The organism is Salisediminibacterium beveridgei, from assembly GCF_001721685.1.
Lineage (GTDB): Bacteria > Bacillota > Bacilli > Bacillales > Salisediminibacteriaceae > Salisediminibacterium > Salisediminibacterium beveridgei.
The window spans coordinates 3,101,060-3,126,825 of the sequence record NZ_CP012502.1; the positions used below are offsets into that span (position 1 = coordinate 3,101,060).

The following is a 25,766-nucleotide window of genomic DNA, read 5'->3' on the forward strand; positions in this document are numbered from 1 at the left end:
CATAATCAGGCAAAAAAAAACACCCGGACCCTTTTGACGGATCCTGAGTGCCTAAGTGCTTACTGCAGACAATTCATGAATGTTTTAAAGGCTTCCTGTCCCTTTTTATCGCGTTTAAATACCCCGCTGTGATGAAGGATTTTCCGGAAGACCTGTCCCACTTCTTCCTGAAGCAGAACCTTTCCATTTTCACCATCAAAGGACGGGTGGCGATTCAGAATGCCCATTGCCCAGTCATGGTGTTTGGCAATGGCTTCGTTTTCCAGAATAGCCCGGGATGGTTCTTTGGACCTCATTGCTTCTTGAAGTTGTTCCAATTCATTGTCCAGGCGTCCCGGCAAGACTGCGAGCCCCATTACTTCGATCAGTCCGATGTTTTCCTTCTTGATGTGATGCACTTCTTCGTGCGGGTGATAGATCCCCATCGGATGTTGATCACTGGTCTGATTATCCCGGAGGACGAGGTCCAATTCAAACCGGCCGTCCCGTTTTCTCGCAATCGGGGTGATCGTGTGATGCGGCGTGCCTTTCGTTTCGGCACGAACATCCACGGATTCGTCGGTGTACTCACGCCACGCGTTCAGGATATGTTCACTGGCCATAATGACCGCTGCTTTCGATGCTCCCTGAACCCGTAATACGCTCATCGGCCACTTGACGCGGCCCACTTCCACTCCTTCAAAACGCTCCAGGGTCATCGTATCTTCGACTTCAGCCCGGGCCATGGGAAATTCATATTTCCCGGCCTGATAGTGATCGTGACTCAAGATGGAGCCCCCGACAATCGGTAGATCCGCATTGGAGCCAATGAAGTAGTGGGGATACTGTTCCACAAAATCCAGGAGCCGTTCAAACGTCTTCCGGCGGATCTTCATCGGTTCATGGGCCGACGAGAGCACGATGGCATGCTCGTGATAATACACATAGGGAGAGAACTGCACATACCACGGATCCCCTGCAAGAGTCACCGGGATTAAGCGCAGGTTCTGCCTGGCCGGATGGTTCAGACGGCCTGCGTAGCCTTCGTTTTCCTTACATAAGAGACAGAGCGGATAGTTCGCCTGGCTCGCTTTTTTTGCCTTGGCAATTTCCTTCGGATCCTTCTCCGGCTTCGACAAGTTCACCGTAATGTCCAGGGCGCCATATTCCGTTGCCGTCTTCCAGGTGCGGTTCTTCGCAATCCGCTCCCGGCGAATGTAATGAACATCCTGGCTGTATGCATAAAACCAGGCCGTAGCCGCTTCCATTCCTTCGTCTTCCTGAATGGCTTTGAACGTCCTGATCACGTGTGATGGACGGTCGGTCAACCCCCCCATCAGCTTCGTATCAAAAAGATCCCTCACGGTTGTGGTGTTGTCTTCCAGGAGCCCCCGTGAATAGGCGTCATCCAACAGTTCATCCAGAATTTCATGGAGAGGGCGAATCTCTGACATCGGCTCGAATCCGTCTGTATCCGCTTCTTCCAACTTCAATAGTGCCAGAAGGCTGTTCTTCGTGTACACAATGTCTTCCTCACGGACCAAATCACGATCCAACGCATAGCTGATCAGTTCATTTACTGTGCCTTCCATGGTTACACCCCCTCCTGATAGCCTTCAGGGTGGCGCTGATGCCACGCCCAGGCTGTAGAAATGATCGTGGCCAGATCCGCCCGCTTGGGCTGCCAGCCAAGAATCTGTTTCGCCTTGTCCGAGGAAGCAATCAGCTGAGCCGGATCACCCGCCCGTCTCGGGGCAAGCTCCCGAGGGATTTCCCTGCCCGTCACTTTTTCAACGGTATCGATCACTTCCTGCACACTGAACCCGCTGCCGTTGCCGAGGTTGAAGACATCGGATGTGCCACCTTTTCTCAGATAGTTCAATGCTTTGATGTGCGCCTGAATCAGATCGTTGACGTGGATGTAATCACGGATGCACGTGCCGTCGGGTGTTTTGTAGTCATCTCCGAACACCATGATCTTCTCCCGTTGTCCGAGAGCGACCTGAAGAATGATTGGAATCAGGTGGGTTTCCGGACGGTGGTCTTCGCCGATATCCACAACAGGATGGGCACCGGCCACGTTGAAGTAACGAAGGACCACATATTTCAAGTCGTGGGCCTGATCTGCCCATTTCATCATCTTTTCAATGGCGAGTTTCGTTTCGCCGTAAGGGTTGGTCGGGTTCGTCACCATTTGTTCTGTGATCGGTACTTCGTCAGGTTCCCCGTAAGCCGCTGCCGTTGAAGAGAAGACAATCCGTTTCACGTCATGTTCTTTCATCTTCTTCAACAGGCACAGTGCCCCGTAGACGTTGTTATCATAATACGCCAGCGGTTCATTCATGCTCACGCCGACAAGGGAATCCGCAGCAAAATGCATGACCGATTCAATGTTGTTCTCCGTAAATACCTGCTCCAGCGCCTCCGCATCCCGAAGATCCACGTTGTAAAACTTCGCTTCGTCCAGTACCGCACCTCTGTGTCCCGTCTGTAAGTTGTCCACGACCACCACATCTTCATTGGCTTCCAACAAATCCGCCACTGCGTGACTGCCGATATACCCTGCCCCTCCACATACCAATACTGCCATGATGCATCCATCCCTTCAGATTCTGAAATCGTTCATTACAGTTCTTTTGCACCGTCACCTGTTGTGACGGTATAGAATTTCGGTTCAATGCCTGTCGCCTGATGGTAACGCTCGCTGATGCGATGAACGGTATCTTCGAGGCCGTCTTCTTTGACAAGGTTTACCGTACAACCGCCAAAGCCGGCTCCGGTCATGCGGGCTCCGATGACACTATCTTCTTGCCAGGCCGCTTCCACCATAGCATCCAGTTCTTTCCCTGTTACTTCATAATCGTCACGAAGGGACACATGTGAAGCGTTCATCAGCTCACCGAATTCTGTGATGTCCCCAGCATTTAAGGCATGAAATGCTTTTTGGGTTCGTTCATTTTCCGTCACCGCATGCCGCGCTCGCTTTTTACGAACAGGATCCTGAATCGCCTCCTCGTGTTTCTGGAACGATGCTTCATCGAGATCGCATAAATACTGAATCTCCGTTTCGGTTTTCAGTTCCTCCAAAGCTGTCTCACATTCCTGCCGCCGTTCATTGTATTTGGAATCCGCCAGTCCCCGGCGCTTATTCGTATTGGCAATCACGATTTTCATGCCATCGAGTTTCAGTTTTGCATATTCATAATCCAATGTATCACAATCAAGCAAAAGAGCATGGTCCACTTTCCCGAATCCGATGGCGAACTGATCCATAATGCCGCAGTTCACTCCGATGTACTCGTTCTCTGCCTTCTGACAGAGCTTGACCATGCTGACCCGGTCCATCTGAAAAGCATTCAAAGCATCCCACGCAACGGCAAAAGCCAGTTCAATAGATGCTGATGAGGAGAGACCGGCACCATTGGGAATATTGCCGAATACATACGCGTCAAAGCCATTCGCACCGGTATATCCCTGTTCGTTAAACATAGACAGAACGCCCTTTGCATAACTGACCCAGTCATCCGCTTTTCGATACGTCAGGTCGTCCAGTTGCCCTTTCACAATCCCCATACTCGGGAAATTCTCTGAATAGAAGCGGATCTCCTGGTCCGCACGTGGCAATATGGCCACATAGGTCCCCACATCCAAAGCACACGGGAAGACGTATCCGCCGTTGTAGTCAATATGCTCGCCGATCAAATTGACCCGGCCCGGTGCAAAAAAGAATCGCACCCCCTTTGTATCCTGTTTATAAATTTTTTGAAATCCCTTCTCTAAATGTTGTTTCATTTGTGACGTCCCCTCTCCTGATTATCAGTTACCTAGAGGATAGCACATCATTAAAATTTTATCTACAATTCGTTAAAATTTTAGTTAATTTATAATGATGAAATGCACTGTTTTGTGTCGAAAAGACGACTTGAATTCCTTTTAAATAGTAATTGATCTGTAATTAAAATTTTAGTAATATAAATATAAGAGTTTACGTAAGGAGGCATCGATTCATGGAGATTCACGTCAATGAACGCACGATGGAATTTCACCTGCAGAACAATCAGGTCAGCTACCTGTTTGCAGTGATGGAAAATCAGCAGCTGGCTCACTATTATTTCGGTCCTGCCCTTCACCACGAACCGTCATTTCAGCATCTGTTCAGAAAACAGGCTCGTGCAGGAATGGCCTGCGTGTATGAGGGAGACCTCACCTTTTCACTGGATGTGATCCGTCAGGAATACCCCGCTTATGGCACGACGGATTTCCGGGAGCCTGCCTATCACATCGAAGCACCTTCAGGGAGCCGCGCCACGTCATTTACCTATGACAGCTATCGAATTATCCATGGGAAGCCTGCTCTCAACGGCCTTCCGCACGTATACACCGATCAGGATAATGAAGCAGCCACATTGGAAATCACGTTGAAAGATGAACTCCTCGAGCTGAGCCTGATCCTCTCGTACACCATCTACCGTGACCGGCCGGCAATCACCCGTCACGCCCGTATTCTGAATCACGGTTCAACTCCCATTACTTTGGACCGGGCCATGAGCCTGAGCTTGGATCTGTTCGATGCCGATTATGACATGGTGCAGCTCTCCGGCTCCTGGGCGAGAGAGCGCCATCAGCACACGACACCTCTTCGGCCGGGCATCCAGCAGATCAGCAGCACCCGGGGAACGAGCAGCGCCCAACAGAATCCATTCCTGGCCCTGAAACGTCCCGACGCCGGTGAACACCACGGCGAGGTATACGGCTTCAGCCTTGTATACAGCGGGAACTTCCTCACGCAAGTGGAAGTGGATCAGTTCGATGTCGCCCGGGTATCCATCGGCATCAATCCCTTTGATTTCAGCTGGCACCTCGGACCTGGTGAATCCTTCCAGACACCCGAAGCCGTGGTGGTGCACTCGAGCGATGGCTTAAACGGCATGAGTCAGACATTTCACAGCCTGTTCCGCGAGCGCCTTGCGAGAGGCTACTGGCGTGACCGGGACCGGCCGGTACTGATCAACAACTGGGAAGCAACGTATTTCAACTTCGACGAAGAGACGCTGTTACCTATCGCCAAAAGTGCCAAAGAGCTTGGCGTTGAGCTGTTCGTCCTCGATGACGGCTGGTTCGGGAAGCGCGATGATGACACCACGTCCCTCGGCGACTGGCACCCGGATACCCGGAAGCTGCCTGAGGGCGTTACCGGTCTTGCCGAAAAGATCACAGCCCTCGGATTGGATTTCGGCCTCTGGTTTGAGCCGGAAATGGTCAATAAAGAAAGCGAGCTCTACCAGGCCCATCCAGAATGGGTGCTTCACACACCCGGACGCAGCATGTCCCACGGACGAAATCAGTATGTGCTTGATTTCTCCAGAAAAGACGTGGTGGATTACATCCACCAAAAGATGGCAACGATCTTGAGGAGCGCCCCCATCTCTTACGTCAAATGGGATATGAACCGGTACATGACGGAAATCTATTCACAAGCACTCCCGGCCAACCGGCAAAAAGAAGTGCCACACCGCTATATTCTGGGGGTGTATGATTTGTACGAACGATTGACACAGGCGTTTCCCGAGGTGCTGTTTGAGTCCTGCGCAAGCGGCGGCGCCCGTTTTGACCCGGGCATGCTCTACTACGCACCCCAGGCATGGACCAGCGATAACACGGATGCCGTGGAGCGACTGAAGATTCAATACGGCACATCCATGGCCTACCCCTTAAGCACCATGGGCGCGCACGTGTCCGCAGTACCGAACCATCAGGTTCACCGCGAGACCAGTCTTGAGATGCGCGGTGACGTGTCCCTGTTTGGCATGTTCGGCTACGAACTGGATCTCAGTCAGTTCTCAGAAAGCGAAAAAGAACAGATCAAAGAACAGATCAAAACCTACAAAGCTCACCGGACACTCCTTCGAGAAGGGACCTTTTACCGGCTGTTAAGTCCGTTTGATTCGAGCGGAAACGAGACCGCATGGATGGTCGTCTCGCCGGATCAGTCTGCCGCGCTGGTTGGCTGGTATCGGGAACTCGCCCGGCCACATCCGGGCTTCAAACGCCTGCTGCTGAAAGGACTGGATCCGAACCGCGTTTACCGGATCAAGGAACGGGATCAAGACATCCACGGCAGTCAGCTGATGCATGCCGGGCTGATGCTGCCGGATGAAAGCAGCGGTTCCATCCCGCCTACGTTTGAAAAAACCGGAGATTTCGTGTCGTATGTCTATTTTCTCGAAGGGCACTAATCAGTCATCCGAAAGTAAAAACACGGAACAGACCAAGTCATCAGCGACTTGGTCTGTTCCGTGTTCACCTATACCCAAACGTTTCTTGCCACACTGAGCCTTTAACGCAAGCCCTCCGCCGTTTCAGAAACACAGCAGAAACGGCTGATGACAATGACTCTTTTTGATCAGACCCGCTTGGTAATGCTTTCCCGTCGAATGAAATGCGTCGGGATCACGACCTTCTTCGCAATCGGACGCCTTGTTTTCAATCGTTCCATCATGAGCTCCACTGCCGTTTGCCCCATGAATTCCGTGTGCACCTTCACTGTGGTGAGGGATGGCTGCAAGTACTGGGAAGCGGAGATGTCATTGAACCCGACAATGGACAGATCCTCCGGGATCGACAGACCCTTTTCGGAAACCGCCCGATAAGCACCAATGGCCATGGAATCACTGGCCACGAAGAATGCGGACGGCCTCTTCGACGGCTCCTCCAACGCTTCATGCATCAATCGGTACCCTTCAGAGGTGTTAAAATCACCGGTGAAAATCAGTGATTCATCCAGCAGATTCTTCGTGCCAAGGTAATAGCGAAATGCCCTTTCCCGCTCATCCCTCACGATATCTGCCGGCGGAAAATGACGGTGACCCCCAATGAAGCCGATCTCTTCATGTCCGAGGGTTACAAGCTCATCAAGCACCGTCTCCATCGCATCGGCAAAATCCACCACCACCGCATCGCAGTCAAAATCTTTCGGGGCATAGTCCACAAACGTCAGTACTTTCGCAGCATTTTGCAAAGACTTGATTTCCGGATCACTGACGCGACCAACCACAATCAGTCCATCCACTTGAATCGCTAAATCCAGCTCACCGCTTACCTTCTCCCGGTAAATTTTCTCCAAAGTAATCCCATGACGGGCACATTCATTTTCAATACCCAGACGGATCGCCAGGAAATACGGATCACTCAGCTCCTGCTCTTCTGTTCTGTAATACACCATCCCAAGACGAAGACGGGACGGATCTGCGTTTTTTTTTACCTGCTTTTTTTCCTTGACTGTTTTATACTGCAGAGCTTCCGCCACTTCGAAAATCCGTTTGCGGGTCTGATCGGTGACTGCCAAGGTCTCATCGTGATTCAGCACCCTCGACACCGTCGCGATCGAATACCCCGATTGTTCCGCCACTTCCTTCATCGTTGCCATAGCCGGTTAACTCCTTCGTAATATGTTTAATTAAATTTTAGTAAATATCCACCCGTACTATATCATATCTACCGGAAAACCGGAAGGCGACAATTGGGATGCGTCCTTATTTCGCTCAAACAGCACCCCCGGGCCATGATTTGAGCGAAGTCCCCCCTGCCTCTGCAAAAAGAAAACTTGACTTGTCGCCAAGTTTCACTGGCGACAAGTCAAGTTTTGCTTACAATTCAATCCTTCAGCGAACGTAAACAGTCCTATGTAGTGCACAAGATTCCCTGCCCGACACCGGACAGGGAATTTTTGAATCCATCAATTTATCACTTTCACCTCGAACCTTCCAGAATAGCTCCGATTCGAAAACAGCGTATATTCATCATGGGTCTTCTGCCCCCAGCTGTCGTCACCGCCGACACCCATCTGAAGGGCATTGACACGAAGTACCGTATGATCCGATTTCGGCAACTGGTCCACATGCGATGCAGCTTCAAGTTCTTCCGGTGTATACGGCAGCGCGTTCGCCTCAACCTGCCCGTCTCCCTGAATCATCAGCTTTTGACGTAATCCACCTGACAAGCTCAACCAGCGAAGGCCGGTGATGTTCCCGCATTCCTGCGGCTTCAGATAAGGAGTGACACGATCAGCGACGGGGCTTTCAAATATACCCAACCTCGCAGAGCGGTAACGGTCCTGATAGGATTCATGCGGCCCGCGACCATACCAGGCAAGGTGGTCCACCTCTCCACGAAGCGCCACCAGCATCCCCACTTCAGGAATCTCCGGCATGGCGTCATCCGGCGTCAATGTAAATGCGACCGCCACCGCCCCATCCGCTGCAATCTGATACTCAAGATCAAAGATCGATGTACCGGCGTCCGGCAAGGCATAGCGAACCTGTATTTTGACGCCGTTCTCATCTTCAGAAGCTGTGAAAGACTGCAGGCGGCGGGCGTTTCCTGCTTTTCGCCAGACCTCACTGCGCTGAATCAGTCCACTGCCTCTGTCGTTGTCCGTCATCGCCCGCCAAAAATTCGGACGCCACGGACTTTTCAAAAAGTCTTCACCATTATGGGCCAATCCGGACCAGTCGCCCGTTGACGGGTTGAATGTCAAAAGCGATTCCCCGGCTTCCACTTGAACCATTTCCTGATCTTCTCTGACAATCCGGATCTTATTTTCGGAAGTTGATGGACCGGAATATTCAATGTCGTTTAATGTAAATTGCTCAAAAGCTACTTCATGTCCTGCTTTCGCCCAGCGTGCATCTTCATCCAGCACCAGGCTTACTTCAAGAATCTGTTCCCCCTCCGAAACATCCGGCAATGTCAGTGGATAGGCGTGGGATGAACCCGGGGCACCCTTGAGGGAAAGGGTGCCTTCCCGTTCCACTTCACCGTTTACGAGCAATTTCCATTGGCATCGGAAACTCCCCAAATCCAGAAAAGCAAAATCATTTGTCACCATTATATGATCGCCCAGGAAGTCGATACGGGCGGGTTCATAACCTTTTTTCGCTTCAATCAGTTTCGGCGTTACCTGACTGTTTGCGAATATCAAACCATTTCCTGAGAAGTTCCCATCCGTTGGCGTATCGCCGAAATCGCCACCGTAAGCGAGAAACGGCGAGCCATCCTCCCGCTTATGCCAAAGCGCCTGATCACGCCAATCCCAGATAAATCCGCCTTGTAATATCGGGTATTTCAAGAACAGATCCGCGTATTTGTGGAAGTTCCCAAGGGAGTTACCCATAGCATGGCTGAATTCACAGAGAATATAGGGCTTGGCCTCTTTGGATCGTTCAGCTTCCAGTGCATATTCCTCCACTTTGTGCGGCGGAATGTACATCGTACTCTCCATGTCTGACGCATCGTATTCCCGGTGGTGGAAAATCCCTTCGTAGTGTACCAGCCGCGTCGGATCTGCTTCCTTGAAATAATCATACATCGCTTTCAGGTTTGAACCGCCAAAGGATTCATTCCCGAGTGACCAGATGATCACCGATGCATGGTTTTTGTCCCGTTCGTAAAGGGACCGGCTGCGATCCAGGACGTTTGCCGTCCACTCCGGGCGGTTCCCGGGAATGGTTTCGCCAATCCCGTCTTGCCCGTAGTGCCAGGTGCCATGTGTCTCCATATTCACTTCATCGATCACATAGAGCCCGTAAATATCACACAGCTCATAAAAATCCGGGTGATTCGGGTAATGGGACGTGCGCACGGCATTGATATTGTATTGCTTCATCAAACGGACATCCGCTTCCATCTCACTTCGTGTAATACCGGCCCGGCCTTTTTCCGGCATAAATTCATGCCGATTCACGCCACGAAACAACAGCGGCTTACCGTTTAATGTCATCAGACCGTCTTCAAGCTTGAATACCCGGAACCCGACTTTCTGATGAATATACTCTAGCGGATAACCATTTTTATCCTCCAGAGTCAAAACGAGCACATACAGATTCGGTATTTCCGCAGACCATTTTTTCACGGAGGGGATGGTTGTTGTCAACGTCTGTTTTGCTTTTGTTCCTGTGACCTCACTCTTCGCCACCGGTTTAAGGTCCGGATACGTAAAGACGTCAGCCTTTATCGTCAAGGTTCCCACTTCCACATCACCATAACGGCGCAATGCCGCAGAAACTTCAAGGATTCCGTCACGGTTCTCGAAAGTTGTCCGGACCCGGAAATCCCTGAGGTGCTCCTTCGGTGTCCGGTACAGCCAGACATCCCGGAAAATGCCACTGAAGCGCCAGAAATCCTGATCTTCAAGCCAGCTCCCGTCACACCAGTGGTATACTTCCACCGCCACGGTATTCTCCCCAGGAAAAACGAACGGTGTCACATCAAATTCCGCAGGCGTGAAACTGTCTTCACTGTAGCCGACAAATTCCCCGTTGATCCACAGATAAAATGCCGCTTCCACCCCTTCAAACCGGAGATAAACCGGGTCGCCTGTCCAGCTTTCGTCAACCGCGAACGTGCGAAGGTACTGCCCAACGGGATTGTATTTTACCGGTGCGAACGGCGGCTTTAACGCTTCACGCTCTTCCCACGGATAGCGGGTATTCGTGTAGTGGGGATAATCATATCCCTGAAGCTGCAGATGGCCGGGTACCCGGATCTCTGCAAACCGGGGATCCTGTGGTGAACGGGTGTAAAATGTTTCATCCCGTTCATCAGGCCGATCAGCATAGGCGAACTGCCATACCCCGTTTAACGACACCCGGTCCATCATCCTCTCTTGATCCCCTTGAAGCGCCGCTTCCATTGAAGTGAACACGCGGGGGTCACAGTGTGCCTCTTCGCGGTTCATCTGAAAGATGTCCGGGTTGTTATTCCACTCAGGATAACCGTTTTCCGGTGTCTTGTGATTGGGTGTTGAACTAGATTTATTTACTGCCATCGTCGTTCCTCCATTCAGCCTTTGTTTCCTACTCCTTCACAGAGCCTCCGAGAATCCCGGAGATGAACTGCTTTTGCAGAAGCAGGAAGAAGATCATAATCGGTAAAGTTGAAATCGTCGTACCCAGCATAATCTGTCCATAGTCGATGCGCGACATGCCAACGAGACCAGATAATGCTACCGGCAAGGTGTGCATGGAGCTGTCACCTAAAGCAACCAGCGGCCATAGGAAGTTATTCCACTGGAACATGAACAAAAAGATCGCAACTGCAGCAAGCGCCGGGCGCATGGTCGGCAGGATAATGGTAAAGAAGATCTTGAATTCTCCAGCACCGTCCACACGCGCCGCTTCAATCAAAGCATCCGGAACAGAGCGCATATTCTGACGCATCAGAAAGATCGCAAACGGATAGGCCAGATTCGGCAGAATGACAGCCCGGTACGTATTCAGCCAATCCAGATCCGCCATCAGCTGAAAGAGCGGGATGAGCGTCACGTGATACGGTATCATGATTGCCAGAAGCAGCGTAAAGAAGATCGGGTCACGCCCTTTGAATTTATACTTCGCAAAGGCATACCCGGCAGAAGCGGAAATCATTACGCTGATGACCGTAAACGTTACAGCAATAATCAAAGAGTTCATCATGACCCGAATGATGCCAACACCCTCGTTTAAATTCCGAAAATTTTCCACGAGGTGATCGCCCGGAATCAGATTCGGCGGCACGCTGAAGATCGCCCCGGACGGATTTGTAGCCCCGATAAACATCCAATAGAAAGGAAAAACAGATAGAATCACACCAAGAAGCAGTGCAGAATAGAGACCGATTTTTCGTAACATGATCATGATTCGTTTCTTCATTCGTCATCACCTGCAACTTTCATTTGGAGATAGGAAAGGACTGCAATGATGATAACCAGTACATACGCAATCGCGGATGCATAGTTAAAATCAAAATAGCGGAACCCGTTTAAGTATAAGTACAGAGAAATCGTCAACGTAGCGTTGTTTGGCCCACCATTGGTCAGGATATATGGCTCATCAAACAGCTGAAGCGTGCCGATGGTGGACAGGACGGCTGTGAACAGAAAGATCGGTTTCAGCTGCGGCAGGGTAATCGAGAAAAATTGCCGGATTTTTCCCGCGCCGTCAATGCTGGCTGCTTCATACAGATCATTCGAGATGTTTTGAAGACCCGCCAGAAAAATGACCATGTTATAGCCTGTCCAGCGCCAGGTAATTGCAACGATTAATGATACCTTTGCCCAGAACGGATCGTTGAGCCACGGCACCTGATCAATCCCTACTAAAGACAACACATAGTTTACAAGGCCATAATTCTGATCAAGCAAAATCATGAATACGATCGCATAAGCCACAAGCGCTGTGATCGCCGGCATAAAGAATGCAATCCGAAAAAAAGCGCGCATCCGCAGGAGTGCAGAATTCATCAGCACGGCCAGTACCACAGCGATGGATAGCATAATCGGCACCTGAATGATCAGGATCGTAAACGTATTGCCGAGAGCCGTGTAAAACAGCGGGTCATTAAAAAGTCTGCGGTAATTATCGAGACCTGCAAATGTACTGACGCCTCCTGATGAAGTCTGAAAACTGAGTATTAATGATTGAATGACTGGATACAAAGTGAATAACAGAAATAAGAGCACAGCCGGGGCAATAAAAAAGTAAGGAGCTGTTTTCGGGGTAACAATCTTCCGCTTGTTCCCCACCGGTGTTTCACTGCTTAGTTTTGCCATGGGTCAATCTCCTTCCGCGAAAATCTCCGGGGACTTCATAAAGTATTTTAAATAAGTTGGTAAAAACAGAGGAGAAGAGTCACCCCTTCTCCCTTTTTTATCACTGCATATCTCTTCCGGTTTCATTGGCAATCCGTTCAGCCGCCTCTTCAAGGGCAACCTGCGGATCTTCTCCTGAAAGCAGTGCATTGGCCTGCGCATCCGATGCGTAGCGGAATGCTCTGGCATAGTCATTGGTGTAGTTTGCAGAAGGTGTACCTTCAACGACATCCGCAAACAATGCCCAGATTGGTTCATCATTAAAGAATTCATTGTTCTCTTCGAAATAAGGTTCATCATACGTCGCGAGGAGTGACGGGAATAAACCGTATTCAACCATCCCCTCAATTTGCGGTTCGACTTCTGTCGTAAAGAATTCTACAAATGCATAAGCCGCTTCCGGATATTCTGTATTGGAAAGAACAGACAAGTCCGATCCGCCAAGGTTAGCATCGCGGTTTCCGCCTTCTTCAAACGCCGGAAGCTTGAAAACACCCCAGTCACCGGACTGATCAGGTGCCTGATCTGTAATCGTCCCCGCATACCACACACCAAATGGCACTGTGGCAACAGTATGATTGACCGTCGCAGTGACCGTACCGTCCCAGCCATCAGTATTAGCAACGAGGTCTTTTTCATGCATTTCCTGAATCTTACTCATTGCCGTCGCCGCATCGGCGCTTGCAATTTCAATATCGCCCGCTTCGTCAAAATAATACACACCGAGCTGATTCATCATCATGCGGAACAGCGCGTCGTCATTGGCGATATCCACCGGTACCATCGCCGCTCCCGTTGCATCGAGGATTTCTTCCCCGGCTGCTATGAAGTCGTCCCAGGTTTCGATGTCATCCGGATCCACGCCCGCTTCTTCAAAATGAGGCACATAATAGAAAACACCCGCCGGACCGATATCCCATGGCGCGGCCAGATTGTTTCCATCCGGCCCTTTAATCGCTTCCACTTTGGAAGGGGCGAACTTATCCTCGTGATCGGCAAATCCGTGATCATCTAAATTTACAAACCCTTCAGGGAACTCAGCAAAATAGTTGTCCAGTCGATCCGTTTCAAGCATCGTCACATCCGGAAGACCTGAGCCACCTGCAGCCAGTCCGACCGTGAGGCGGTCATATACATCCTCACGCCCGATATCTTCGATGTTCACAGTGACATCCGGGTACATTTCATTGAACTCTTCAAGAGACTGCTCCATTGCCGCCGCTGCAACATTCCAACCCCAGACACTGATTTCACCGGAGACATCTGATCCGCCTTCATTCGTTGCGTTGTTTCCAGCACCCTCATTGGAGGCGTTTTCATTTTCGGCATTACCACCAGCTGTTTCATCGTTGTTCCCGCCATCATTGTTCCCGCACGCTGCCAGCATTCCAACTGATAATGCACTTACAGATAAGACCTTCCAAGCTTTCATGTGAATATCCCCCTTGTAATATAATTGACGCAGTGCGCCATTCCAGGCCATCATAGACAGCCTTTAAACCCGGTAGTCACTACTAACTTAATTAAATTAAATTAATAACTACCGATAAGATATCACATAATCGTCACTATGAAAAGGCTTTCTTGTAAATCTTTATTAATTTCTTTTATTATCTTGTACTTCGAACACATCCTGCAGAATTAAAGACACTGCACCCAACAGTGCACTGTGGCTCCCAAGAGCTGATACGGTCACTTCAGTCCGCCTGGCATCATCCGTCAATGCGCGTCTTTGAATCGTTTCCTGCAACGGTTTCATGACAAATTCGCCTGCTTTCATCACACCCCCGCCAAGGATGATCTGATCCGGATTCAGAAAATTAATCACATTCGTTAAGGCTAACCCCAGAAAGCGCCCCGCCTGCGCAAACACTTCTTCAGAGAAGGCATCGCCCAGTAATGCAGCTTCGTAAATGATCGCCCCATCGATTTCTTCTTTATGTTCAACGAGATCCCACAGCTGTGTGGAGCGCCCGAGCGTCATCTCATGAATCACCCGCTCCCGGATATGAATCCCGCTGGCCACAGTATGTAAACAGCCGTAACTGCCACACGTGCATTGTCTTCCGTTCAAATCGACAATCATATGACCGAGTTCCCCCGCGATATGATTATCGCCTCTGAAAACCTGACCATTCAGTATCACGCCAGCACCAATGCCGTCCCCGACGTTAACAAACACGAGATGCTGATTATCCTTCGCTCCACCAAACCACATTTCCGCGATGGCCGAACAACGCGCATCGTTCTCCACCCTCACCGGAATATCGTATCGTTCTTCAAGATCCGCTTTCAAAGGCAATTCCCCGAAGTTGAAGTGGGGGGCATAGATACTGACGCCTGCTGCTTCATCGACAATCCCATGCATTCCAATACCAATGCCTACAATTTTATCCTTCTCGACTGATGCGCTCTCGATCATTTCATCAACCAGGCGATACAAGATGGCCATAAATTCCCTGGCTTTCACCCCCGCCGGAAGAACTTCTTTTTTTCGTTCCAACAATTCAGCATTCAAATTGGAAAGGCCGACACGCATCTGTCCAGTTCCAACATCCACACCGATAACGTAGTGATTGTTATAATTAATGGATAGAAGCACCGGACGCCTGCCACCTTTGGACACACCGATCCGCCCTTCCTTGACAAGTCCCTCCTTTAACAGATCATTGACTATGTTCGTGACTGTCGGTGGCGTTAAATTCGCTTGTTTGGATATGTCCGTTCTTGAAATCGGTCCATCCCGGCGAATAATATTGATCACCAGCGACCGGTTTAAGGATTTCATCAATCGGAAACTGCCTGTCATTCCCTGAACCATAACCATCACCTCATTCGACTTTTTAAATTAATTTAATTTTAGAACAACCAGATGAAATACACAATCCCTGAATCTTCCTGAAACATCTCTGCCCTTTATTGCGTAAGTAAGCTATAATGAAATCAACTTACACAGACACCCTCTGTGACATTCGAAAGGACTGATGAACATGATCGGATTCATTATCATCATTGTGATTGTTGCCATCCTCGCTCTGACTTGGGTTTCAGGCTACAACGGCCTGATCAAAATGCGAAACTGGGTGGAAGAATCCTGGGCACAGATTGATGTGCAGCTGAAACGGCGCTACGATCTGATCCCGAACCTGGTTGAAACCGTCAAAGGTTACGCGAAACATGAGGAAGAAACGTTGACAAAGGTTGTGGAACTCCGTAACCAGATGGGCGACAGCACCATGAGCCGCCAGGACACCATGGAAGTGAATGATCAGCTGAGTGGCGCATTAAAAAGCATGTTTGCCCTTCGCGAATCCTACCCGGATTTGAAGGCTAACGAGAATTTTAAAATGCTGCAAGAAGAGCTCACACAAACAGAAAATAAGATCGCCTATTCCAGACAGCTCTATAACAACACCGTCATGAAATACAACACGAAAATCGAGTCCATTCCGACGAACATTCTCGCCGGCATCCACAAATTCGAAAAACGCGACATGCTTGAAGCCAAGGAAGAAGAACGGGAGAACGTTCGCGTGTCTTTTTAAGCCGCGACCTGGAGGAATCCTATTATGATCTTATATGAACAGATTCAGCACAATAAACGAAAAACAGTCTTCATCGTCTTCTTCTTCGTCTTGTTCGTTCTCGCTGTAGGTGCTGCCTTTTCCTACATCAACAGCGGCGAACCATTTTCCGGGCTGATCCTGACGGCCATCATCGCTACGATCTATGTCGGGATTGTGTTAAGCTCCAGCACGAAAATGGTCATGCGCATGAATCACGCCAAAGAAATTAAATCGGTCGAAGACAACCGGTTCCTTTGGCACACTGTAGAAAACATGGCTATGGTCGGGCGCATTCCCATGCCGAGGGTCTTCGTCATTCATGACCCGTCACCGAACGCCTTCGCCACCGGCCTCTCACCTAAAAACGGTGCAGTGGCTGTAACAACAGGCCTTATCGATACCTTAAACCGTGAGGAAATGGAGGGCGTCATCGCCCATGAAGTGGCTCACATCAAAAATTACGATGTCCGCCTGTCCACGATTGCCCTCGCACTCGTCTCCGTGATCGCGATCATCAGTGACATCGGCACCCGGATGCTGTTCTTCAGCAGAGGAGGCCGGGGCAATAAGCAAAGTCCGGTGATTCTGATTTTTGCCATCGTTCTGATGATTCTTGCACCGTTCATCGCCATGTTGATCAACATGGCCATCTCAAGGAACCGCGAGTACCTGGCAGATGCGAGCGCCGCCGAGTTAACCCGAAACCCGCACGCGCTTGCCTCAGCACTCGAGAAAATCACCGGGGTATCCACGCCCGTCCGGGAAGCTTCCGGGTCATCAGCACCGCTTTACTTTGCCGATCCATTGAAAAAAAAGATGAGCGGACTTTTGTCCACTCACCCCGATCCTCAAGAGCGAATGAAACGGTTGCGGGAAATGTAAGTTTTTCAATTGTATAAATCACAAAAAAAGTCCGGACAATAGCTAACGATATTGTCCGGACTTTTTTGTGCTGGCGTCATTTCCTTTTATTCAACTCAAAAATACACATGAGATATGCAGACGCCCTTTGTTATTTGTGATATGATTCACATTTTATCCACAGATTTCACTTACTATATAGTGTACAATTTAATTGTAAACAATTTATTGTGAAGGAGGCCCTTCAAATGGTCATGAGTGATCAAAACCTGGTTTTGGATGAACAACTCAGTTTTATCCTCTATTTGTGCTCTAAAGAAACGATTAAACGCTATAAAGAGTACCTTGATCCATTAGGAATTACGTACACACAATATTTAGCAATGCTTGTTTTATGGAATGATAATGGTATCTCGGTGAATGAGTTGAGCAAAAAAATGTACTTGGATTCCGGAACATTGACTCCTCTTCTAAAAAAATTAGAAGGTAAAAATTTAGTTGAACGCCATCGGGATTCAACCGATGAGCGAGTGGTTCTCGTTTCATTAACAAAAAAAGGTGTCGACCTCAAAGATCAAATCCGGCATATCCCCGGTGAAATCCTCGCCAAAACCGGAGTCCCTCCACAAGAGGCTGCAGATATACTTGAAATGTTAAAATCCGTTCTCGACCGGACGACAAGCTTGAATTATGGGAAGAAAGAAATACCTTCAAGCGAAAACGCCTGAATCTTGAACATCATGATGTCCTTGTAACAATCAGGACAAACATATAGAAATCAAAATTGGAGAGGAGGATCGGTTCAATTCTCACAATCAGTCCATCACGGTAAACCACATCAGGGACAGTCACAACAAAAAAGTCTTATAAAAGACATGGAAGAGGAGACGATACAATGTTCTTCTTTGAAGCAATTCCTTGGTACAATGCGTTAATGTGGTTTGTTGTCTTCTTTGCATTGATTGGTCTGAACGAACTGGCACGTGCCAGCAAATGGGCAAGTGTCGCGCTCTTTATGGTACTGCCTCTCATCTTAACACCCTATTGGCTGTGGATGGGCGATACCGGTGTAACCTCCTGGTTCACCTGGGTGAAGGTCTATTCTGCTTTGGCAGGAAGTATCATCTACATGGTGATACGCTTCTCAAATTATCACAAAAAGCACCCTTGGTATCTCATCCTTGTTCCAGCGATTCTTGCCATTAATATAGCAGAGGCTGTCGTCCGGGAGTTTCAAGTTGGTTTTGCAGGATTCGATGGTATGGTAGACGGCATGATGTATATTTCAGGGGGATGGAACTATGTAAATGGTGTTGCCGGCTTATTAAACCTGCTCTTGATTTGTGGTTGGGTCGGTATCTTTGCAACCCAAGGAAAGAAAAAAGATATGGTCTGGCCAGATCAGACAAGACTTTGGATTATTGCATACGGGGTGTGGAATATCGCATATGTTTATGCGTGTGCACCTGGAAATGCGTTTTATTCCGGAGTGGCGTTGAACATTGCAGCCACGGTTCCGGCACTTCTATGGGCAAAAGGGACCTGGATGCAAAATCGCGCACAGACGTTGTCCTTCTGGATGATGTGGGTCATGACGTTCCCTTATGTCTTTGCCATTGGCAGCACATTCAATGTGAGTGTCAGCTACAATCCAGCAGCGAACTGGGCACTTGCATTACTGAGTTTAGCGTTGAACGTCACACTTGCGGTGTGGCAAATTACCCGCATTGTTCAACGTCGACTCAATCCGTTAAAAGAAGAGATTTGGACAGATCAGAAAGACTATCAGGAAATCAAAAAGCGACAATTCGAAGGGGCGGAAAACGACGACAGTGAGGTGACAGAGATTCCTGAACGACAGGTGAGATAATTACAAATGATCATTTCTTTCTATATAGGAGAGGCATCATACAAGAATCCGGACAAAACCTTCATCGATTTGTCCGGATTTTTCGTTCATCATGATCATTGTTTAATGAAATTGACCGCTGTCTGATCCAACATGCACTACAATTTAAATTTTTCAACCAACTGTTTCAGTTCATCGGACAGTTCTGACAGGCTCTTGCTCGATCCGGAAATCTCTTCCATCGATGCCGACTGTTCTTCCATTGCCGCAGATACTTCCTCGGTTGCAGCGGAGTTTTCCTGCGCGATTGCAGAAAGGCTTTGCAGTGAATCAACGATATCCTCTTTAATGGCTGCCATATCTTTACCCGTTTCATTGAGACTGGTCACGGCCTTGTCGGAAACCTCCATTGAAGATGCAATCATCTCATATTGACTTCGGGTACCAGAAACACTTTCAAGTTGCTCTTTCAGCACTTCGGAGACCTCAGCCATCACTTTTACAGATTGCTCAGCATTCTCCTGCAACTCACGAACAATTTCGTCAATGGTTGACGTGGACTTCGTGGACTGTTCTGCCAGTTTGCGGATCTCATCTGCCACTACAGAAAAACCCTTTCCTGCTTCCCCGGCCCTCGCTGCCTCGATGGCTGCGTTCAACGCCAGGAGATTTGTCTGTTCCGCGATATTGCTGATGACTGTACTGGCTTCCCCAATTTGCCTCGAGCTGTCATTGGTTTTTACAATACCTGATTCCACTTCCCGGGTGGCTTCTGCCGTTTGATTGGAAATGTCCGACAGCCGCTCAATTTCTTTCATCCCTTGCTGCACTGCCTGATTGACCTGCTTGAACGCCTGGTTCAATTCCACCACGACCGCTTGTTCCTTCTCAACAATTTCACCCAGTCGGTTGGCTTTCTCAGAACCGGCTTCCGTATTTTCAGCCTGACTGTTTGCCCCCTCAGCAATATCCTGAACGGTTGTAGCCACTTCTTCAGAAGCGATTGATGATTCATTCGCCGTTGCAGTCAGTTCCTCCGAAGCAGATGAAACATTGCTCGCTGAGTCATTGATATCCTGAATGACTTTACGGATATTTTCTGTCACGCTTTGAAGCGACCTTGCCAGCCTCCCCACTTCATCTTTTCTGGCCGCAAGCAACGGATCAACATCCTCACTTACATCCAGATTTCCAACCTGCTCCGCCGTCGCAGAAATCTTCTCAATGGGCCGTGACAAACGGGTTCCCACCACATAAGTCAGGGCAATGCTGATCAGAATCACCATTGCAGTAAACAGCATGGACGTATTTCGAAGAACAGGGATCGCTGACAGCACCTCATTCTCTTCCGCTGTAATAATCAGATTCCAGCCCGTATCACCTACAGCTGAGAAGCCAAGATAAAGGTCATCGCCACCGAAAGTATAATCCCCCACGCCTGAAGGCTCTTCGATCATGCGCGTAAACATTGCTGACACCTCGTTTACATCCGGATCACTCTCAGCTTCCCGAATCGGATTGTAAGCATCCATTACCATATCCCGGTTCTGATGCGCAATGACCGTTCCAGCATCATCAATCATATAGGCATAGCCTGAATCCCCATACTGAATGTCATCGACGATCAGATTCAAAAAATCAGCATCACCAACACCGACGATAACACCGGTAATTTCACCGTCATTCATGATTGGAGCCGACGTCACCATAATCAGACGGTCCCCATCGTCCGGATTGACACTTGGGGATGGCGGCATTAATCCGCGCTCTCCCTGAAGCGAATCCTGATAATACTCCCGCTCAGCAATATCAACAATTTCACCATCATTTCCGTATGAATCCGATAAATAAAGATTGCCATTCAAATCTGCAATCCCGATGCGCAGATATTCCGTTTGCTCCACTTCATCAAGAAAGATCTCCATCGCTGCGTCGATATCTGGCGTTGCGCTCCCTCCTTCAGGGATATTCGCCAACCCTTCGAGATATACAAATTCACTGTCAAGACGGCTGTCCGTCACTTTCGCCCCTTCTTCTGACAGCGCATACAAACCCGATTCCGCTTCATCCATGATGGCATTTTCTGCTCCATGCATGTTAATGAATCCGAGAATCGACGTCGCCGCCACCAAAATCAACGAAAAATATAAAATCAATGTGACTCGAATGCTTTTCATATGTAAACGATCCCCTCTTCCCCTCTTATTCTTTTATCATTGTACTGGAAGGGAAGGTGTATTACTTCATAGGATCATCTGAAATTCTCAGGACTTTATCGTCACCCAACTGTATGTATTCACGATTTTTAGGTCTTTTGAATATCCAAAACGGTGTTAAATTCCTTTTTAACCCCTGACGAATGGCATCCTTATAAATTTCTTGAGCCGAAAGCTTCTCTTCTGTATTCTTAAACTAGAATCAGCGTGCAAACCCGCTGATCAATCTAATTTGATCCAAGGAGCCCTGCCATGACAATCTCAATCCGAAACATGACACCAGCTGACTGGCCTGAAGTACACCGGATCTACCAGGAAGGTCTCGATACGGGCCTTGCCACGTTTGAAACCAAGGTTCCCGACTACGACGACTGGGATCATAAACATCATGCAGACTGCCGCATGATTGCAGAATATAACGGGAGGATTGCGGGTTTTGCCGCACTCAGTCCCACATCACCAAGAGCCGCCTACCGGGGAGTGGCCGAGATCAGTATTTACATCGCCAGTGACATGGCCGGAAAAGGAGTCGGTGCCACCTTGCTTCATGCCCTGATTGCAGCCAGTGAAGAGGCCGGATTCTGGACCATTCAATCCGCCATCTTCCGAGAAAACACGACCAGTATTCACCTCCACAAAAAAGCCGGCTTCCGGGAAATCGGCTACCGTGAAAAAGTGGCCGAGCGCTTCGGACGGTGGCACGATATCATTCTCATGGAACGAAGAAGCCTTACCGTGGCACCGTTCCAATGAGAATCGTCAGATCAATCGTGATGTCATCGGGGCCATCAAACGCATAAGCCTTCATCTCTTCCTTGGTTGCATGCCAGCTGAGCGGCGTCATGCGGCAGATCAGCTGTTTCATCTCCCGACTCAGTCTCATGGCCGACCGTATCCGGACTTCTTGCATGTCTGGAAAAGCCTCACGAAATCGGGTCACCGTTTCGCGGTTGTCATAATTGGATTCTTCTTCAGGATGAAAATAACTGCGAATTTCCTTCAGGTAACCCGGGTTCGGAACCACCTTCAATGCCATCCCTCCAGGCACCATGATCCGCTTCATTTCCTCGTAATTCGATGGGGACAAGACCGTCAACGCCACATCCACAGCATCCGCCCTCAGTGGAGCCTTAGTCAAATCGGCTGCCAGCCACACTGCTTCTGTGTCCAGATGTTTCGTCGCTTCCTGAATGCCTTCCTTGGAAATATCCAGACCCACCCCCCTTGCCTGAGGTAACCCTTGCAGCAAACTTGCAAGGTGAGAACCTTCCCCGGATCCCAGATCTGCCAGATACAGAAGCTCCGACAAATCCTCTCCTTTTTCCAGTTTGATCAAGTCAATCAATCTTTGATGGAGCGCATCGTACAAGCCTGAATCCTGAATCACCGTCCGCCTCGCTTGAAAAAGCCCCTTATCATAACGCGTCTGCACTCGACGATTCACCAGATTCACATACCCCTGCTTCGCAACGTCGTATCTGTGTCCACTTGGGCAAACCAGGCTTGCATCAATCGCCAAACCCAGAGGTTCCTGACAAAGTGCGCAGCATAAACGTCCTTCCCAGTCTTTTAACCGTAAGAGACTTCGCTCTTTTTTGTTCATTCTTCTCACCATCCCGATTTAACGTGTCGGATAATGTCCGACTATTCAACTCTTACTTTAACACTTCCGGTGCCATTTATTTTCACAATGACACAAAAAAGACTCCCGGGGGCTGGGAATCTTTTTTGGTGCTTCTCTATGATTAAGCAATGCTGGTAAAAAACCTGTGACATACAGGAAGCGTGTATATGGAAAATCGGCCTCTCGCCAAACCTTGATGGCGAAATTCTTAAGTGCACTTACACTTCACTCCTTTAACGAAGTTAAACTTTCTTCATATACGAAAAACGGAGATGTATCCAGCTTTCATAGGGATACATCTCCTGTTTGATTAATTGAGGTAGTTCAGTGGATTGACACTGTTTGATTTTTGTCCATTCCAACCACCTTCATGTACTTCAAAATGTAAATGGATACCTGTTGATACGCCGGTTGTTCCCATGACACCAATTTTTTCACCACGTGAAACCCGCTGTCCCTGCTTTACATCAATGGAGGCCAGGTGGGCATATAAGGTTGTTACAGTCTGGTTCCCTATGGCATGAGAAATCAGAATCGTGTTTCCATAACCGCTCATATATCGCGCTCCAATAACTGTTCCTTCTTCTGCCGCTGTGATAGTCGTTCCCCCATTTCGGGAGATGTCAATCCCGTAATGAAATCCCTCTGTTCCGTGAACCGGATGTGTTCTTGGCCCATAAGATGAAGTCACCGTCCGGCCTGGTGTCGGCCACTGAAGCGCTCCTGAACCACCCTGGGCGGATTGTTGCCTTGCTTTTGCTTGTTCGAGTTCCTCTTTCGCCGCAGCCTCCTGGCTTTCAACAATGGCCATCTCTTCTTCATTGGACACAATGAAATTTTCCGTGTCGATTTTTTGTTCTTCGAGATTTGCTACAATGTCTTCCTTCTCTTTTAGCTGTTGTTCAATGTCCTCTAATAAATCAGCAAGTTCTTCTATTTGGTTTTCTAAACGCAAAGCTGCTTCTTCCAGTTCATCCTGCGCTGTTTCCAACGCTTTCTGGTCGTCAATATGCTCGTCAAGCAGATTTCTGTCCTGTTTGGCAATACTGTGCAAAGCCGAAATGCGTTCAATAAAATCACTGAAATTACTTGCACCGAGAATCACTTCAACATAGTCCAGTGATCCATTCGCTTGATACATCGACCTGACACGGTCTTTAAGCAGTTTATCCCGTTCCGCGATTCTTTCTTCCAATTCTTCAATTTTTATTTGTAATGCACTGATCTCTTCCTCTGTCTGCGCTTTATCTCGTTCAGTCTCTTCAATATCAGACTCAGTCTTTGCTGCCTCTTCATCCAGCTCCTGAAACTCATCATAGGCTTGATTGATCTTGGCTTCAATTTCCTCAAGCTTCTGATTGGCTTCCTCTGTTTCGCGGGATTTTTGTTGCTTTTGTTCCTGGTATGTTTCAATGTCCTGTTCAATCTCACTCACTTCATCTGCCTGAACAACGCCCACCATCATCATCGCCAATACCACCACAATAAGAATAAACCCTGATTTCCCTCTCTCGTTCATCAACTGTACCTCCAAAATTTCTTGATTGATCGTCCGGTCCGTTTAGAATAATACCAGATGAATCTAAAGAAACTTTGAAGTCATTAAAATGTAATCGTATTTTAAACGAATTTAAATATGCTCAAATGAAAGAACACCTGCGGCATAGCTGTCTCCACTACCTATCCGGTCCACCACATCACACTCCATGGTCTCACCTTCATGTAACTTTTTCGCAGTGTCCTTCGTTACTAGTAAATCATCATGAATCATCTTCCCGTCTCCTGATTAATGAGTTTTTTCTATACAAATGAATGACCCATTATTAAAATAACTGTTCTAGTAGGGATGACTAAACATTCAAACATGAAGTCTAACCTTTGAATTGGTTCACCACAATCAAAAGCTAATCAAAACGCTTCTGATCCGAAATGCCGCGACTTTGATTGAAATCAGAAATGGGTCATCATTATCGATGACACCCACAAAATCATCTGACTGAGACAGTGTTTGATCATATTCACTGGTCTTCACTAATGCGGTATCCGATTCCCCAGATCGTCTCGATCACGTTACGGTTACAGCCTGCAGAAGCGAGTTTCGTCCGAATATTTTTTACATGCGTATCCACAGAGCGCGAATCTCCAGCAAAGTCCATGCCCCATTCCAGCTGCAGAATTTCTTCACGGCTGTAAACCCTCCCTGGATTGGAAGCAAGTCTGTACAGAATCTTATATTCTTTACTGGTTAACAGAATTTCCTGGTCGTTATAAGTCACCATATATTTTTTCGGATCAATCACGAGGTCCTGAATCTGAAAGGATCCATCTGCCGAAACAGGGTATTGCAAACGGCGCAAGACGGAATCCACTCTCGTTAACAATTCAGCCGGATCAAAGGGTTTCACCAGATAATCATCTGCCCCAAGATGCAGTCCCCGCGCTACACGTGCTGTGTCATCTGGCCCCGACAGGAGAATCACTGAAAATGCCCGGTCATTCTGTTTGAAAAGCGCTTTTAACATTTCCAGATCAACCGCTCCGATCATCATCACATCCAGGATGACAAGGGATATCCGGTTATCTTGAAGCATCAACTCCATTGCCTCGGAACCACTTGCCGCTTCGACAATCGTGAAGGCTTCTTGAGAGAAACAGTTTTTTACGAACGTCCTCATCTCTTCGTTGGCATCTGCGATCAATAATTGCCTTTCCATGCAACGTTCCTCCTGCCCAAGTGTAATGGTGCCTGTCTTTCTACCTCTCAGTATGCCACCTCAAAACATGGAAGTACAATTTCTAACAACCGGCTTTCTTCCTCTGAATGCCATTTGCACATACAGGTCACTTCTTCGTGAAAAGACTCTCAACTACTGGTATAAGCGCTTTTTTAAATCATTATGAAGCCACTTCACATCACGATCCAGTAAATGATGAAAGATTGTGGTCTTCATTTGTTACCTGAATGTTATCTGATTGTAAGATGCGTCATTGAATCGTAACCGCAAGTACAAAGTTTCTACACAAACGAGCGTTATGCTTACTCTGT

20 protein-coding genes are annotated in these 25,766 nt (G+C 48.5%); 6 read left to right on the plus strand and 14 right to left on the minus strand.

Annotated elements, in window-relative coordinates; all coding sequences use genetic code 11:
- Nucleotides 1-59: 59 nt before the first annotated feature.
- Genes galT through BBEV_RS14595 form a run of 3 tightly spaced genes read right to left on the minus strand, consistent with a single transcriptional unit; the run spans nucleotide 60 to nucleotide 3,771 of the window.
- Nucleotides 60-1,571 carry a UDP-glucose--hexose-1-phosphate uridylyltransferase gene (galT, locus tag BBEV_RS14585; protein ID WP_069366131.1) on the minus strand — a complete coding sequence of 504 codons (1,512 nt, stop codon included), beginning with the start codon at nucleotides 1,569-1,571 and terminating at the stop codon, nucleotides 60-62.
- Between the two features lie 2 nt (nucleotides 1,572-1,573).
- A complete protein-coding gene (galE, locus tag BBEV_RS14590; protein ID WP_069366132.1) occupies nucleotides 1,574-2,569 on the minus strand; it encodes a UDP-glucose 4-epimerase GalE in 996 nt (331 codons plus the stop codon).
- A gap of 35 nt (nucleotides 2,570-2,604) precedes the next feature.
- Nucleotides 2,605-3,771, minus strand: a complete 1,167-nt coding sequence (locus BBEV_RS14595; RefSeq protein ID WP_069366133.1) for a galactokinase — start codon at nucleotides 3,769-3,771, stop codon at nucleotides 2,605-2,607.
- Nucleotides 3,772-3,986: 215 nt separating this feature from the next.
- Here BBEV_RS14595 and BBEV_RS14600 point away from each other — a divergent pair, with 215 nt between their 5' ends.
- Nucleotides 3,987-6,215: an alpha-galactosidase gene (locus BBEV_RS14600; protein ID WP_069366134.1), complete on the plus strand. Its 2,229-nt coding sequence runs from the start codon at nucleotides 3,987-3,989 to the stop codon at nucleotides 6,213-6,215.
- A 167-nt stretch (nucleotides 6,216-6,382) separates the two neighbouring features.
- On the opposite strand, the gene BBEV_RS14605 is transcribed toward BBEV_RS14600, so the two are convergent.
- From BBEV_RS14605 to BBEV_RS14630, 6 genes are all read right to left on the minus strand, one after another.
- The gene (locus tag BBEV_RS14605; protein ID WP_069366135.1) at nucleotides 6,383-7,405 is read right to left on the minus strand and encodes a LacI family DNA-binding transcriptional regulator; all 1,023 of its coding nucleotides are present in this window, start codon (nucleotides 7,403-7,405) and stop codon (nucleotides 6,383-6,385) included.
- 309 nt (nucleotides 7,406-7,714) lie between these two features.
- Complete coding sequence (locus BBEV_RS14610; RefSeq protein WP_069366136.1) at nucleotides 7,715-10,804, minus strand: beta-galactosidase, LacZ type; 3,090 nt, start codon at nucleotides 10,802-10,804, stop codon at nucleotides 7,715-7,717.
- Nucleotides 10,805-10,832: 28 nt separating this feature from the next.
- Nucleotides 10,833-11,666 (minus strand): carbohydrate ABC transporter permease, encoded by an 834-nt coding sequence (locus tag BBEV_RS14615; RefSeq protein WP_069366137.1) that lies wholly within the window; start codon nucleotides 11,664-11,666, stop codon nucleotides 10,833-10,835.
- Nucleotides 11,663-12,565: a carbohydrate ABC transporter permease gene (locus BBEV_RS14620; RefSeq protein WP_198155015.1), complete on the minus strand. Its 903-nt coding sequence runs from the start codon at nucleotides 12,563-12,565 to the stop codon at nucleotides 11,663-11,665. Before BBEV_RS14620 ends, BBEV_RS14615 begins: the two co-directional genes overlap by 4 nt.
- A gap of 100 nt (nucleotides 12,566-12,665) precedes the next feature.
- Nucleotides 12,666-14,036 carry an ABC transporter substrate-binding protein gene (locus BBEV_RS14625; RefSeq protein ID WP_069366138.1) on the minus strand — a complete coding sequence of 457 codons (1,371 nt, stop codon included), beginning with the start codon at nucleotides 14,034-14,036 and terminating at the stop codon, nucleotides 12,666-12,668.
- 165 nt (nucleotides 14,037-14,201) lie between these two features.
- Entirely contained in the window at nucleotides 14,202-15,425 is a 1,224-nt protein-coding gene (locus tag BBEV_RS14630) for an ROK family transcriptional regulator (protein ID WP_069366139.1), read from the minus strand.
- A gap of 169 nt (nucleotides 15,426-15,594) precedes the next feature.
- Between BBEV_RS14630 and BBEV_RS14635 the strand changes: the two genes are divergently transcribed.
- The 4 genes from BBEV_RS14635 (at nucleotide 15,595) to BBEV_RS14650 (ending at nucleotide 18,901) form a co-directional block, all read left to right on the plus strand.
- Nucleotides 15,595-16,149, plus strand: coding sequence for a LemA family protein (locus BBEV_RS14635; protein WP_198155016.1), 555 nt, complete (start codon nucleotides 15,595-15,597; stop codon nucleotides 16,147-16,149).
- A 27-nt stretch (nucleotides 16,150-16,176) separates the two neighbouring features.
- Nucleotides 16,177-17,052: a zinc metalloprotease HtpX gene (htpX, locus tag BBEV_RS14640; protein ID WP_069366775.1), complete on the plus strand. Its 876-nt coding sequence runs from the start codon at nucleotides 16,177-16,179 to the stop codon at nucleotides 17,050-17,052.
- Between the two features lie 227 nt (nucleotides 17,053-17,279).
- Complete coding sequence (locus BBEV_RS14645; RefSeq protein WP_084007415.1) at nucleotides 17,280-17,759, plus strand: MarR family winged helix-turn-helix transcriptional regulator; 480 nt, start codon at nucleotides 17,280-17,282, stop codon at nucleotides 17,757-17,759.
- Between the two features lie 167 nt (nucleotides 17,760-17,926).
- Nucleotides 17,927-18,901 carry a DUF5692 family protein gene (locus tag BBEV_RS14650; RefSeq protein WP_069366140.1) on the plus strand — a complete coding sequence of 325 codons (975 nt, stop codon included), beginning with the start codon at nucleotides 17,927-17,929 and terminating at the stop codon, nucleotides 18,899-18,901.
- A 137-nt stretch (nucleotides 18,902-19,038) separates the two neighbouring features.
- Here the strand turns inward: BBEV_RS14650 and BBEV_RS14655 are convergent, their stop codons facing one another.
- Nucleotides 19,039-21,057 (minus strand): methyl-accepting chemotaxis protein, encoded by a 2,019-nt coding sequence (locus BBEV_RS14655; protein ID WP_069366141.1) that lies wholly within the window; start codon nucleotides 21,055-21,057, stop codon nucleotides 19,039-19,041.
- A 291-nt stretch (nucleotides 21,058-21,348) separates the two neighbouring features.
- Here BBEV_RS14655 and BBEV_RS14660 point away from each other — a divergent pair, with 291 nt between their 5' ends.
- Nucleotides 21,349-21,849 carry a GNAT family N-acetyltransferase gene (locus BBEV_RS14660; protein ID WP_069366142.1) on the plus strand — a complete coding sequence of 167 codons (501 nt, stop codon included), beginning with the start codon at nucleotides 21,349-21,351 and terminating at the stop codon, nucleotides 21,847-21,849.
- Here BBEV_RS14660 and BBEV_RS14665 read toward each other — a convergent pair.
- From BBEV_RS14665 to BBEV_RS14675, 4 genes are all read right to left on the minus strand, one after another.
- Complete coding sequence (locus tag BBEV_RS14665; protein ID WP_069366143.1) at nucleotides 21,827-22,699, minus strand: putative RNA methyltransferase; 873 nt, start codon at nucleotides 22,697-22,699, stop codon at nucleotides 21,827-21,829. The genes BBEV_RS14660 and BBEV_RS14665 overlap by 23 nt on opposite strands.
- 331 nt (nucleotides 22,700-23,030) lie before the next feature.
- Nucleotides 23,031-24,239, minus strand: coding sequence for a murein hydrolase activator EnvC family protein (locus tag BBEV_RS14670; RefSeq protein WP_069366144.1), 1,209 nt, complete (start codon nucleotides 24,237-24,239; stop codon nucleotides 23,031-23,033).
- Nucleotides 24,240-24,350: 111 nt separating this feature from the next.
- Nucleotides 24,351-24,491, minus strand: coding sequence for a hypothetical protein (locus BBEV_RS17460; protein ID WP_157101005.1), 141 nt, complete (start codon nucleotides 24,489-24,491; stop codon nucleotides 24,351-24,353).
- A gap of 247 nt (nucleotides 24,492-24,738) precedes the next feature.
- Nucleotides 24,739-25,434: a response regulator transcription factor gene (locus BBEV_RS14675; protein WP_069366145.1), complete on the minus strand. Its 696-nt coding sequence runs from the start codon at nucleotides 25,432-25,434 to the stop codon at nucleotides 24,739-24,741.
- Between the last annotated feature and the right edge of the window lie 332 nt (nucleotides 25,435-25,766).